The sequence below is a fragment of the Bradyrhizobium sp. 930_D9_N1_4 genome (assembly GCF_052076015.1).
Classification (GTDB): Bacteria; Pseudomonadota; Alphaproteobacteria; order Rhizobiales; family Xanthobacteraceae; genus Bradyrhizobium.
The window spans coordinates 4,610,541-4,622,925 of record NZ_CP197236.1; the positions used below are offsets into that span (position 1 = coordinate 4,610,541).

The 12,385-nt window shown below is 64.9% G+C and carries 12 protein-coding genes; 2 read left to right on the forward strand and 10 right to left on the reverse strand.

Annotation, left to right across the window (positions count from 1 at the left end; genetic code table 11):
• Positions 1 to 141: 141 nt before the first annotated feature.
• Positions 142 to 663 (reverse strand): hypothetical protein, encoded by a 522-nt coding sequence (locus tag AB7532_RS21860; protein ID WP_441236791.1) that lies wholly within the window; start codon positions 661 to 663, stop codon positions 142 to 144.
• A gap of 170 nt (positions 664 to 833) precedes the next feature.
• Entirely contained in the window at positions 834 to 1,412 is a 579-nt protein-coding gene (locus tag AB7532_RS21865) for a hypothetical protein (protein ID WP_441236792.1), read from the reverse strand.
• A gap of 195 nt (positions 1,413 to 1,607) precedes the next feature.
• On the opposite strand from AB7532_RS21865, the gene AB7532_RS21870 reads away from it, so the two are divergent.
• Together AB7532_RS21870 and AB7532_RS21875 are read left to right on the forward strand one after the other, a co-directional pair.
• Positions 1,608 to 1,994, forward strand: coding sequence for a VOC family protein (locus AB7532_RS21870; protein WP_441236793.1), 387 nt, complete (start codon positions 1,608 to 1,610; stop codon positions 1,992 to 1,994).
• A gap of 261 nt (positions 1,995 to 2,255) precedes the next feature.
• Positions 2,256 to 2,609 (forward strand): GrlR family regulatory protein, encoded by a 354-nt coding sequence (locus AB7532_RS21875; protein WP_441236794.1) that lies wholly within the window; start codon positions 2,256 to 2,258, stop codon positions 2,607 to 2,609.
• Position 2,610: 1 nt separating this feature from the next.
• On the opposite strand, the gene AB7532_RS21880 is transcribed toward AB7532_RS21875, so the two are convergent.
• The 8 genes from AB7532_RS21880 to AB7532_RS21915 form a co-directional block, all read right to left on the reverse strand.
• Entirely contained in the window at positions 2,611 to 5,298 is a 2,688-nt protein-coding gene (locus AB7532_RS21880) for a PAS domain S-box protein (protein WP_441236795.1), read from the reverse strand.
• A 115-nt stretch (positions 5,299 to 5,413) separates the two neighbouring features.
• On the reverse strand, positions 5,414 to 6,328 hold the full coding sequence (locus AB7532_RS21885; RefSeq protein WP_441236796.1) for a DMT family transporter: 915 nt from the start codon (positions 6,326 to 6,328) through the stop codon (positions 5,414 to 5,416).
• A gap of 79 nt (positions 6,329 to 6,407) precedes the next feature.
• Positions 6,408 to 7,223: an NUDIX hydrolase gene (locus AB7532_RS21890; protein WP_441236797.1), complete on the reverse strand. Its 816-nt coding sequence runs from the start codon at positions 7,221 to 7,223 to the stop codon at positions 6,408 to 6,410.
• A gap of 4 nt (positions 7,224 to 7,227) precedes the next feature.
• On the reverse strand, positions 7,228 to 8,181 hold the full coding sequence (locus AB7532_RS21895; RefSeq protein WP_441236798.1) for a dihydrodipicolinate synthase family protein: 954 nt from the start codon (positions 8,179 to 8,181) through the stop codon (positions 7,228 to 7,230).
• Between the two features lie 126 nt (positions 8,182 to 8,307).
• Positions 8,308 to 9,186, reverse strand: a complete 879-nt coding sequence (locus AB7532_RS21900; RefSeq protein ID WP_441236799.1) for an SDR family oxidoreductase — start codon at positions 9,184 to 9,186, stop codon at positions 8,308 to 8,310.
• Positions 9,187 to 9,353: 167 nt separating this feature from the next.
• Entirely contained in the window at positions 9,354 to 10,214 is an 861-nt protein-coding gene (locus AB7532_RS21905) for a MaoC/PaaZ C-terminal domain-containing protein (protein ID WP_441236800.1), read from the reverse strand.
• 260 nt (positions 10,215 to 10,474) lie between these two features.
• Positions 10,475 to 10,864, reverse strand: coding sequence for a Zn-ribbon domain-containing OB-fold protein (locus AB7532_RS21910; RefSeq protein ID WP_441236801.1), 390 nt, complete (start codon positions 10,862 to 10,864; stop codon positions 10,475 to 10,477).
• Positions 10,864 to 12,021 carry a thiolase domain-containing protein gene (locus tag AB7532_RS21915; protein ID WP_441236802.1) on the reverse strand — a complete coding sequence of 386 codons (1,158 nt, stop codon included), beginning with the start codon at positions 12,019 to 12,021 and terminating at the stop codon, positions 10,864 to 10,866. Before AB7532_RS21915 ends, AB7532_RS21910 begins: the two co-directional genes overlap by 1 nt.
• Positions 12,022 to 12,385: the final 364 nt, after the last annotated feature.

A 12,385-nucleotide genomic window follows, 5' to 3' on the forward strand; every position in this document is an offset into this window, starting at 1 on the left:
ATCAAGGGCTTTCACCGAACGGCCCTGACAGTGCTGGACGAGCCATCACCGGACGCGGCGTTCGGATGGGTTCGAATTAGCAGAGAGACTGACCAATAAAAAGCCCTCCCCGGCTCGATTCGAGACGGTTCGGAGGCGCTCTTACCAAGTGCTGTTGAAGAAGCCGAAATGCGGCTGCTGCGCCATCACCATCATCGGCCGGCCCTGCTGCGGCGCCGGATGTGCCCTCGCGACCTTGCGCTTGGGCTGGGCCTGGGGAGCCGGGGTTGGGGGAAGCTGAGCCTGAGCCTGGGTCTGGGCCTGCGGCTTGGCCTCGGTCTTCCTGGCGGCATCCCTTGGGGCCGGGGTGAACTGGGCAAAGGTCTCGCGCACCCGCGCCTTGGCCGACATCTCGGCCAGCGCGGGCGACACAGCCTCTTGTGCCGACGGCTGCGGCGCGACCGCTGCGGTCTTCACCACGGGCGCAGCAATCGTCGGCTGGCTGGTGTCGAGCACCACGCGCTCGGGCAAATGGCGATCAGACCGAATCCGGATCAGGGGTTGATCGTTGCTTGCGGTGGCAATGGCCTGCGCAACCGGCTGCGATGGCAGAACGTAACCCGCCGCGAACAACAGTGCGAGCAAGGCTCCACCGACAAAAACGAAATACCGAAAGATGGGCATCGACCGCGCTCCGCCCCCCGCATCCCCGCGTGGGCTCTTCGCCTTAACAGGCGATACTCTCATTGGTTCCTACACCCAGCCTTTGGTTCAAATGGCAACGCGACGTTTTTGCGCCAAGGGCCACGACGAGCTGCGGACAGTAACTTTTCCGCTACCGGAAACGCCGTCCCTTATGCGCGCCGTGCTGCGACCAGCGAACACTTCGCCTGATCTGCATTAACGTTGACGACGCCGACAGGAATACGCGCAAAGGTCTTGCGGCTTTTCATCATTACCGTATCGGCCAGCACACGGCTGCGGTCGGTGAGATGACTGCCATCGCGTCGCGCAAAGGCGCAAACAATTTCCAGATCCTTTACGGCATATTCATTGTCGTTTCGCAGCGTGAACGTCACCAGCGCCTTCGAGCCGAGCCCGCCGCGGCGCCAGGTCTGCGACCAGATCTTGAGGCGATCGAGTTCAGCTGATGCAGGAATTTGCGTCATCGGCGAGACCGCAGCAGCCGCATCGCTCGAAGCGGCCGGCTCGACGGTCGCCAGGTCGGTCGTCACGTCTGATTTCACGGGCTCGGTGCTGTTGCCTTTGGAGAGCGGGAGCAACATCCAGATGCCGCAACCGACGATGATGGCCGCCAGCAACCAGAGCACGCTCCGGCCGAATGAGACGCTCGCGACCGTCACGGCGTGCGCCAGTCGCTCGCCGCTCCCGGCGAAACGTCCCAGCCCGATCCGGTCAAACCTCGCGTTCATGGCATCACCGATAGCGGCCCCACACGCATTCGACGGCGGACTTGGCCGACGACGGATTTGGCCACTGCTTACCTTAATCCGACGGACGAACTAAGGTTCCCGCGCGCATGCCGAGTCGGCAAGGACGGTAGCGATCACGGCCCGAGGCCGCTAACATGCGCTGCAACATCAAAGACCCCGTTGGGAGAATATGAAATGCCTGTCGTCGTCACCTGGGATCACGTCCATCTGCGCAGCCCCGATCCGGAGGCCACCGCGGCCTGGCTGCGGGACATCCTCGGCGGCGAGGTCGTGCAGGCGCCCGGACGGATCGACGTGAACCTCGGCGGCGCAAAAATCTTCATCGCGCCGCTCGAGGGCGACAACGCCGTCAACCCGCCGCCGCCGCACCCGCATCAGGGCCTCGACCATTTCGGGCTCACGGTGAAGGACATCGACGCTGTCGCCGCCGAGATCAAGGCCAAGGGCGTCACCTTCACGCGCGAGCCGACCACGATCCGGCCCGGCGTGCGGATCTGCTTCATCCGCGGCCCCGAGGGCATTTCCATCGAGCTGCTCGAGCGCGACAAGAAATATACCTGACGCGGCCTTTCAGCTGAAATCGGGCGAGACGCCGGGCACGGGACTGCCCGGCCGGGTCACGCGACCGGCATAAGTCAGCGGCTCGCTGGCGCTTTTCGATTCGCGCCGGCTGATCCCAATCACACCGTCATAGCGGTGTCACAGACACCTTGGGCTTCCAAGGCCAACCGGCAAACTGCCGCGTTGCGCGAGCGGATGCGCTTTGGCATAAAAGCACTACCGGTTACGCCATTGGGCGATGGCGGCCGGCCTCGGGACGTTATGAAGAACGGCCTCTATTCGATTCACGTGAACCTGCTCGATGGTCGAGTCGGCAAGGGCAGTGGCGTGATTCTTTTCAGGGACGGCAAGATCCTCGGCGGCGATGCCTACCTCTATTACACCGGCAGCTACGTCGTGAAGGACGACCATACCTTCAAGGGCGAGGTGCTCGTGCAACGGCATACCTCGCCGCGGGGCGATGACAATCCGCTATTCGGCGGTCCCGCCCCGGTCGGCATCGGCGTCAGCGGGACCTATACGGACACCAGCGCGGAGATGACGGGAACGGCGCTGGTCGGCAAGGCCAGCCTGATCTTTGGCGCGACTCTGCACAAGCTCGCAGAGGCTGACTAGGTCATTCCGCAGCCTGCTCCAGCGGCGCGGTGCGCGGCAGGATGATCTGGATGCGCGTCCCCTCGCCCTGCTCGGAATCGAGATCGAGCCGTCCGCCGAGCCGGTTGGTGACGATGCTGTAGACGATGTGCAGACCCAGACCGGTGCCGCCCTGATCGCGCCGTGTCGTGAAGAACGGATCGAAGGCGCGGCGGCGAACGTCGAGGCTCATGCCGCATCCGTTATCGGCGAAGATGATCTCGACATTGTCCTTGCCGGACTCGCGCACCTGGATGTCGATGATCCCAGGCCGGCCATCCGGAAACGCGTGCGCCACCGAATTGAGGAACAGATTGGTCAGCACCTGTCCATACGGGCCGGGATAGCTGTTCATGGTCAGGCTCGGCTGGCACTCGACATTGAGCGTCAGATTGTGTTTGCGCAAACCAGGCCGCAGGCTCATCACCACCTGCTCGGTCAGGTCGCCGAGATCGAATGAACGCTGGTCCGAATAATTGCGGTCGGCCGCGACCTGCTTGAACGACTGGATCAGCTCGGCAGCACGATTGAGATTGGAGACCAGCTGAGAGGACGCGTCGCGGCTGGTGCTGAGGAAATCATTGAGCGTGGAGCGGCGGAGCTCGCCGCGCTCGACTTCCGACGTGAACATCGCGGTCTTGCGCTCCAGTGCGGAGGCGACCGTCAGGCTGATGCCGACGGGATTGTTGACCTCGTGCGCGACGCCGGCGACGAGCCGTCCGAGCGCGGCCAGCTTCTCCGCCTCGATCAGCGAGGCCTGGGTCTCGCGCAGGTTCCGCAGCGCGGTCTCGGCGGATTCCTTGGCCTTGCGCATCTCCTGCTCGCCGCGCTTGCGCTCGCCGATGTCCAGCGCCACGGTGACGATCCGCTCGATCTCGCCCTCTGCATCGAGCAGCGGAAGCTTGTTGACCAGCCATTGCCGCATGTTGCCGGAGGAATCCTTGTACTCCTCCTCGTAGAAGCCGAGCCCCTTGCGGATGCTGAGCACGCGCTTGTCGTTCTCATCCGTCTTGGCCGCGCCGTAGCGCGACATCAGGTCCGCGGTGGTGCGGCCGAGCGCATCGCCCGGCTCGATGCCGAAGATGCCGGCCATATAGCGATTCATCAGCACGTAGCGCAGGTCGCGGTCCTTGACGTTGATGACCGCAGGCACGGTGTCGATGACCTGCTGGAGCAGGCGCCGTCCTTCGGCGATGGCATCTTCCGCCCGCTTCTGGTCGGTGATGTCGCGCAGCGTCCCCTCGTAGCGGACGATGTTGCCGGCCTCGTCCCGCACGCCGGTGGCGCTGTCGGAGAGCCACAGGATGTTGCCGCTACGCTGGCGCACCTGATACTCGAACTCGCGCACGATGCCGTCGCGCGTCATCAGCCGCTGGTATTCGACCCGTGCCTCGGGGTGGACATAGATGGTGTGGGCGATGTCGTTGATGCTGTCGATCAACTGCTTGGGGCTGTCATAGCCCATCATCCGCGCCAGCGCCGGATTGGCGTTGAGCAGGTGTCCGGCCGGCGTCGTGACGTAGATGCCGTCGACCGAGCCCTCGAACAGCTTTCGATAGCTCTCTTCGGCCAGGCGCTGCTCGGTGAGCGCGCGCACCGCCGCCTCGCGTGCCGTGTCCGCCTCCTCCAGCGCGCGGCGGAACACTTCGGCCGCACGCGCGATGTCGCCGATCTCGTTGTCGAGATCGGCCGACGGGATCGAGGTGTTCTTCTCGCCCGCTGCGAGCGCGCGAATGGATCGCGCGATCTTCGCGAGCGGTCGGACGGTCCGCCGCACCACGAAAGCGGCCGCGACCATGCCGATCAGCACGCCGATCGAGCCGAGCACGATGCTCTGCCACCGCGCCTCCGTCAGCGTGCGGGCAAAATCGCGCGACAGCACATGACCGCGCCGGGCGCTGACCTCGCGCAGGAGCTCGGTGACGCGACCGATCAGCCGGCCTTCGGTGCCCAACACCTCGCGGTCGATGTCCGCGATCTGCCGCTCCCGGACGGCCACCGCGATGATCGCCTCGGCGTAGTCGTTCACCGCCGTCTTCAGGCTGATGTCCGCGATGTCCATGGTCCGCATGTTCTGCGCGGCCTGCTCGGCGGCAGACGGGTTGCGGGCGAGCAATCCAAGCGCGATCCGGCTCTGCGCCTCCGACAGGCGGGACGCCAGCTCGCGGTCCGCCGTGGCGCCGACGGCCGCGTCGAACCGGTCGCGCAACGGCGGCAGGCCGGCGAGCAGCTGGGCGCGACGGTCGATCAGGGTCGAGATCCGCTCGAGGCCGTTGCGATAGGTCGCGAGGCGCTCGGTGACCCCGTCGATCATGTCCTGCTGCTCGGGCGCAAGCTCGATACGGGTCTTCTTCAGGATGTCGCTCAGGGTCGACGCCGCCTCGCCCACCTGCTTGAACTGGATGCCGGCGCCGGGGTCGGTGACGAAGTCACGCGCGGCGAGACGCAGCTCGTTCATGCGGCGGTCGATGTCCTCGGCGAGGTCGCCGACGCTCTGGAGCCGCTGCAATTCTGCGAAGGTAGTATCGATGTGCCGGATCGCGATCACGCTCGCGGTCGAGGTGACGATGATCACCGCCAGCACCAGAAGGAAGCTGCCGAAGGTGAGCTGGCCGATGGAGAGCGAGAATGTTCGCTTTTTCTCAGGGGTCGGCGTCAATTCGGCGGACATCTGGCTTTGGGGAACCGGGCTAGTGGAGGCCCAATATACGACGTATTGCACCCCCGGGGGAACATGCCTTAAGCCGCCGGATATCCTTAATATTGTGGCCGCCCGCCCCTCCCGATTATGACGTTTTGACGCTGGCGGCCCGCCGGGCCGGAATGGTCATGGCGGCAACGCCGAGGACGACGCAGGCAAGGCCGATCCAGGCCGTCCGGCTCAGGCTTTCCCCGAGGAAGGCGACGCTGATGGCGACCCCGATGGGCACCCGCAAATAGGCCTGCGCGGTGGTGCCGACCGAGCCCAGGGTCTGGATCAGGCGGAAGTAGATCGCGAAGGCCGCGGCGGTCGAGAACACGGCGAGCGCCAGCAGCGCCAGAATCGAGCTCAGCGATGGCGACAGCGTCCAGGGCTGCTCGACGATCAGTGAGGCCGGGATCAGGACCGCCGCGCCCGCCAGCAGCGAGCCGGCGGCGGGCGCCATCGGATCGAGGCCCTTGAAGCTGCGGCCGAAGATTGCTGCGCAGGCATAACAGATGGTGGCGGCGACGATCGCGGCTTCAGCGACAAGGCCGCTGCCAAGGTCGTGGAAGGCATCGACGCCGACGATCAGCAGAATGCCGGCCATGCCCGCGACCACGCCAAACAGCTTTCGCGGGCTCGTCGCCTCATGGCGGGTGACGACGGCCGTGAGCAGGAAGGTGAAGATCGGCCCGGCCGAGTTGAGGATGGTGGCGAGCGAGGCATCGACGTGACGCTCGCCCCAGGCGATCAGCGTCCAGGGGATGACGCTGTTGAGCACGGCCTGGAAGGCGAAGCGTTGCCAGGTCGCCCCGTCCGTCGGCATCGTGATGCCACGCGCCCACATCACGGCGAGCAGCAGCAGGCCGGCGATCGCGGTGCGGGCCGCGATCAGCGTGATCGGCGGGATGGTGGCAACGCCGAGCTTGATGAAGGTGTAGGAGCCGCCCCAGAGCGTTGCGAGCGCGACCAGCAGCGCCAGCTCGATGGCGATGCCGGTGTCCTGTCGGTTGTCCATATTGCGCGCTCCGTCCCGTTGTCAGGAACGGAACCTAGCGCGTCCGTAAACGGAATACTTCGCTAGATGTCGAAGTGTCCTATCCGACCGCCCCGACCTCGAACACCTCGCCGTCATAGCCGGCCTCGCGGGGGATGCGGAGCTGGCGGCCGGTGTCGGTTTTGGTCATGACAGGCATCACCGTGACGATGGACATGCTCTTGGCATGGTCGAGCGCCGCGCTCACGCTGCCCTGCTTGGCAAGCCGGATCAGATTGCGCGTGGTCGGGAACGGCAGCTTGAAGCGGCCGCTCTCGCCGCCCTCCACCGCTTCGCGCGCCGACAGCCAGATCGAGTCGGTGGACTCGCGGCCGTCATGCGCGCCGAGTTGATCGGGGGGCGCTGCCGCGAGGAAGAACCAGGTGTCGAACCGCTTCGGCATGCCCTCCGGCGTGATCCAGTGCGCGTAAGGCACCAGCGTGTCGAGCGCGAGCTGAAGGCCGTTGTCGGCCAAAATACTCAGGAAGCTGACCTTGTGCTCGTTGAGCGCGACGCGGTGCTTGTCCGCGATTTCGCCGGCACGCTTGGCATCGACAGGCGTGCCCGAGTCCTTCGCGCGCGCCAGCAGGATGCCGCTTTCCTCGAAGGTCTCGCGGATCGCGGCGATGCGGAAACCGCGGTCCGCTTCGCTCAGGCCCTCGCCGCCCGAGTAGAGGTCGGCGCGGGCGACGATCTCCTTGTCGCCGGCATCGACGCTGCCGCCGGGAAACACCAGCGCGCCCGAATTGAACTCGATCTGATGATGGCGGACCATCATGAAGATCTCGACTTCGCCGCGGCCCTGGCCGTCGGCCTTTGCTCCGTCACGGAGCAGGAGGATGGTCGACGCCGGGCGTGATGCTGATGTCTCGGGCATTCAGTTAACCTGCAGCGCTGGATTGCGGGCTGAGATTGGCGCGCCTGTCGACGCGGGCGACGCGCGACAGGAGATAATCGACCTCCGCCTTCGCCGCCGGCGTGATGGTCGCGCCGGGCTTGCGCTGGGCGCTGGAGGAAATGATGCCGCGCTTCTGCAGGACGTGCTTGCGCACGGCAAGGCCGGCACCCGGCTGCTGCTCATAGCGGATCAGCGGCAGATGCGCGTCGAACAGATCATGCGCGGCGTCGCGCTTGCCAGCCTTGGAGAGGTTCACGACGTCGATCAGAAGCTCGGGGAAGGCGTAGCCGGTCATGGCGCCGTCGGCGCCGCGCTCCATCTCGAAATCCAGGAACATGCCGCCGTTGCCGCAGAGGATCGAGAGCGGACGCAGCGACCCGTCTTTCTGGAAGTTGCGCAGGGTCGAAATCTTTTCCAGGCCCGGCCAATCCTCGTGCTTGAGCATCACGCAGTTCGGATTGTCCATGACGATCTTGCGGATCACCGCGGGCGTGAAGATCACCGAGAGCGTCAGCGGATAGTCCTGAAGCACCCAGGGAATATCCGGACCGATCGCTTCCGCTGCCTGCTTGTAATAGCCGACGATCTGGTCGTCGGTGCGGAGCGACGGCGGCGGCGCGATCATGACGCCGGCCGCGCCCGCGTCCATCGAGGCCTTGGCCAGCGAGCGCATGGTGGCAAAGCCCGGCGCGGAGACGCCGACGATCACCTGCATTTTCTTGGCGCGCTTGACGAAGCGCACCGCCACCTGCTCGGCCTCGGCGGCGTCGAGCTTGGGCGCCTCGCCGAGGATGCCGAGCACCGTGACGCCGTCGCAGCCGACCTCCTCGTAGAAATCGGTCAGGCGGTCGATCGAGCGCTCGTCGATCCGGCCGTCATCATGGAACGGCGTCGGCGCGATTGCGAAGGTGCCCTTGGCGGCGGCGGTGAGTTTCATCTAGTTCCTCGTCTCTCTCTATCTGTCATTCCGGGGCGCGACGCAGTCGCGAGCCCGGAATCCATAACCACGACACGGAGTATGGATCCCGGGCTCACGCTTCGCGTGCCCCGGGATGACGGCCTCTTAAAACCTCCGCGCCCCCATCTTGATCTGCTCGTCGGAGAAGAAAATCTCCTTGGCATGCTCAGCGATGTCCTGGGCGTTCCAGCCCGAGTGCGGCGGTTTCCAGCCTTCCATTTCCATCATCCGCATTTCGCGCACGCCGCGGGGCCCGGACACGCCCAGCACCTTGCCGGTCTGGTCGCCGGACAAATCGCTGACCATGTATAGCACGGCCGGCGCGATGCCGTCCGGCCCCAGCGCCGCCCCCGGGTTCTCCTTATAGCGGGGCAGGTCTGCGGTCATGCGGGTCAGGGCGCCCGGGGCGAGCGTCCAGATCCGGATGTTGTACTTCCGGCCCTCGATCGCCAGCACGTTTGACAGGCCCCAGATACCGCCCTTGGCAGCTCCATAGTTGGTCTGGCCGAAATTGCCGATCAGGCCCGAGGTCGAGGAGGTGTTGACGATGACGCCACCGCCATTTTCCCGCATCCAGCGAAACACCGGCATGGTACAACAAAAGGTACCCTTCAGATGAACCTTGATGACCTTGTCCCAATCGGACTCGGAGGCCTTTGAGAAGGTCTGATCGCGCAAAATGCCGGCATTGTTGACGAGGATGTCGGCGCGGCCGAAATGCTTGATGGCATCGTCGAACAACGACTGGCCGCCTTCCATGGTGGAGATGTCGGCGCCGTTGGCGACCGCCTTGCCGCCATCGGCCTTGATCGCATCGACCACCGTCTGCGCCATGGACTTGTCGGCGCCGGAGCCATCGCGGGGGCCACCGAGATCGTTGACGACGACCGAGGCCCCTTCCCGCGCGAACAGCTTTGCGTAGGCCTCACCGAGCCCGCCGCCCGCGCCGGTGATCAGCGCAACCTTGCCATCGAGTAGTCCCATGGTGGCTTCTCCCTGATTGTTTTTGTTCTCTCGTGTCCCGGACGCGATGCAGCGTGAAACGCTGCGTCGCAGAGCCGGGACCCAGTTCTTTGCTACGTCCTCTGGGCCCCGGCTCTGCAGCGCACCGCTTAAGGAGCGCTGCGCTGCGTCCGGGGCACGAGACCGACCTAACCCAGCACCGTCTTGCCGTTCTTGATCACGGTGACGCCCCTCGCCTTCACCTTGGCTTCGAACGAGATCGTGTTGCCGTCCTTCCAGAGATCCATGGTCACGGTCTCGCCGGGATAGACCGGCGAGGAGAACCGCGCGACGTGCTGGCGGAAGGCGGACGCGTCGTAGTCGGCATAGGTCTGGAGCACGCCGCGGCAGGTGATGCCGTAGGTGCACATGCCGTGCAGGATCGGGCGCGGGAAGCCGGCCTTCTTGGCGAACTCGGGATCCGAGTGCAGCGGGTTGCGGTCGCCGCAGAGGCGATAGACCAGCGCCTGATCGGGACGCGTGACGATGTCGATGGTCTTGTCGGGCGCGCGCGCGGGAATCTTGTGCGGATCGGGCTGGGTCAGGCTCGGCCCGCCAAAGCCGCCGTCGCCGCGGGCGAAGCGCGAGGCAACGAGCGTTGCAAGCTTCTCGCCCTTCTCGTTCTTCAGCACGGTCTGATGCGCGATGACGACGCCCTTGTCCTTGCCCTTGTCGTAGACCTCGACGACGGAGGAGTCGGCGGTGATATTGGCGGCCACCGGCAGTGGCTGGTGGAAAGTGATGTCGCGCTCGCCGTCCACCACCATCACGCGGTTGAGGTTCATCTCGCCGGGCCCCGAGCCCCACGCGGCAACGGAAGCAAACGTCGGCACCACCTTGAGCGGCCGCGGCGTGAACGTGCCTTCGTTGACGAAGGCGAGCTCGTTCTCGTCCATCGGGTCAGCGCCGAGGCCGATGCCGTAGGCGTAGAGCATGACGTCGCGATCGGCGTAGGTGTATTTCTGGCCGAGGTTTTTCAGGCCTTTGAGTTCTTCGTATCTGGCGGACATTTTGGTTGGTTCCTCCCGGTGGTTCTCATCCTCATGGTGAGGAGGCGCTCTTGCGCCGTCTCGAACCATGAGGCTGCCCGAAACGCTTCTTTGTCGTGGCCATCCTTCGAGACGCTTGCTTCGCAAGCTCCTCAGGATGAGGACCGTCCTACACGACGTGAAGAACGGAGAATTCGTAGGATGGGTAGAGCGCAGCGAAACCCATCATCGCCGGTGTCGGTGGGTTTCGCTGCGCTTGACCCACCCTACGCAGCGTCGCCTCAGGCCACCGTGAAGAACGGCAGCGGCGCGCCATCCGTCGGCTTGAACACCACCTTCACCTTCTGGCCGATCTTCAGCGTCTCGAGATCGCAGTCGACGAAATTGGTCTGCACCGACGGTCCCTCCTTCAGTGTGACGTAGCCGATCGCGTAAGGACCGGTCGGCGACTTCCGCATCAGGCTCCAGGTGTAGATCGTGCCCTCGCCCGAAGCTTCCTCCCACACCGTCTTGTCGGAGTAGCAGAACGGGCAGATCGAACGCGGGAAGTAATGCGCCTCGCCGCACGCCGTGCAGCGCTTGATCATGAACTTGCCCTGCTTGGCCGCATCCCAGAAAGCCGCGGTCTCGGGGTTCGTGACCGGGGCCGGATACTTTTTTGCATCTACCATCACACGCGCTCCAGAATGGCCGTCGAGGCGGCGTGGCGAACGCCCAAAAGGCCGCCGGTGCCGTGGGCGATGGCGAGATCGCAATTCTTGACCTGCACCTTCGGATGCGCTTCGCCGCGCAGTTGCCGCACGGCCTCGATGATCTTGGTCATGCCGCCGCGGTTGACAGGATGGTTGCTGCAGAGGCCGCCGCCGTCGGTGTTGAACGGCAGCTTGCCGACGCCCGAGATCAGATTGCCGTCGGCGACGAACTTGCCGCCCTCGCCCTTCTTGCAGAAGCCGAGGTCCTCGAGCTGCATCAGCACCGTGATGGTGAAGCTGTCGTAGATCGAAGCGTATTTGATGTCCTTCGGCGTGATGCCGGCTTCCTCGAACGCACGCGGACCGGACCAGATTCCGGCCGAGTACGTGAGATCGAGATCCTTGCCGCCGCGCGGGCCCTTCATCGCCTCGCCATGGCCGATCAGTTTGACCAGCGGCTTCTTCAGGCTCTTGGCAATCTCCGGCGTCGTCACGATCAGCGCGCCGCCGCCGTCGGAGACGACGCAGCAATCCATGCGATGCAGGGGATCGGAGATCATCGGCGAATTCATCACGTCCTCGACGGTGACGACGTCCTTGAGCATCGCATGCGGATTGTATTGCGCGTGATGGGAGGCTGCGACCTTGATCCAGGCGAGTTGCTCGGAGGTGGTGCCATAGTCGTGCATGTGGCGCATGGCACACATGCCATAGGCATTGTGCGTGGTTGCGCCATAAGCCAACTCGAAATCGGCCTCGGCGCCGGACGCACGCGGCGGCATCACGCCGGTGCGCGGCTTGCCGGCGAGCGTGATCAGCGCGATCGAGCATTTGCCCGCGGCGATCGCTTCAGCCGCATGGCCGAGATGGATGATGTAGGAACAGCCGCCGGTCTCGGTGGAATCGACGTGGCGGAGTTTTTTGGTGTTGAGGCCGAGATAATCGACCATCGGCCAGGCGCCACCGGGCGCGTCGCCCGCGCAGAAATAGCCGTCGACATCGTCCTTGCTGATCCCGGCATCCTCGATCGCCCCCTTGGCGACCTCGGCGTGGAGCTGGGCTGTGGATTTGTCCGGCGCATGCCGGGTCGGGTGTTCGTAGATCCCGGCAATGTAGGCCTTGCCCTTGATGGTCAAAACAGAGGTCTCCGCTCGCGTTTCTTATTGGCTCTTTTTTCTGAACCCCGGTGGACTGATTGGCAAGCGCGGAAATATTCCGTCGGGCGAGAGGGCAGCGGCTTGGCGCAAAACCAGCACCGTCATCCTGAGGTGCGAGTGATGGGGCGCGAAGCGCCCCATCGGGAGCCTCGAAGAATGCACGGCCGAGCTGCCTCTCCGTGGCCAAAGCCGGGCCGTCGTCCTTCGAGGCTCGCCGAAGGGGCTCGCACCTCAGGATGACGGTTATGCATCATGCTACGGCCTCTCCACCGTCATTGCGAGGAGCCCTTGCGACGAAGCAATCCAGAGTCCCTCCCCGGAAGGATTCTGGATTGCTTCGCTC

Coding starts and splice junctions, on each gene's coding strand:
- AB7532_RS21870 (WP_441236793.1), top strand. CDS start 1,608: ATGCCTGTCGTCGTCACCTGGGATCACGTCCATCTGCGCAGCCCCGAT.
- AB7532_RS21890 (WP_441236797.1), bottom strand. CDS start 7,223: ATGCCCGAGACATCAGCATCACGCCCGGCGTCGACCATCCTCCTGCTC.
- AB7532_RS21905 (WP_441236800.1), bottom strand. CDS start 10,214: ATGTCCGCCAGATACGAAGAACTCAAAGGCCTGAAAAACCTCGGCCAG.
- AB7532_RS21885 (WP_441236796.1), bottom strand. CDS start 6,328: ATGGACAACCGACAGGACACCGGCATCGCCATCGAGCTGGCGCTGCTG.
- AB7532_RS21910 (WP_441236801.1), bottom strand. CDS start 10,864: ATGGTAGATGCAAAAAAGTATCCGGCCCCGGTCACGAACCCCGAGACC.
- AB7532_RS21860 (WP_441236791.1), bottom strand. CDS start 663: ATGCCCATCTTTCGGTATTTCGTTTTTGTCGGTGGAGCCTTGCTCGCA.
- AB7532_RS21865 (WP_441236792.1), bottom strand. CDS start 1,412: ATGAACGCGAGGTTTGACCGGATCGGGCTGGGACGTTTCGCCGGGAGC.
- AB7532_RS21880 (WP_441236795.1), bottom strand. CDS start 5,298: ATGTCCGCCGAATTGACGCCGACCCCTGAGAAAAAGCGAACATTCTCG.
- AB7532_RS21895 (WP_441236798.1), bottom strand. CDS start 8,181: ATGAAACTCACCGCCGCCGCCAAGGGCACCTTCGCAATCGCGCCGACG.
- AB7532_RS21900 (WP_441236799.1), bottom strand. CDS start 9,186: ATGGGACTACTCGATGGCAAGGTTGCGCTGATCACCGGCGCGGGCGGC.
- AB7532_RS21875 (WP_441236794.1), top strand. CDS start 2,256: ATGAAGAACGGCCTCTATTCGATTCACGTGAACCTGCTCGATGGTCGA.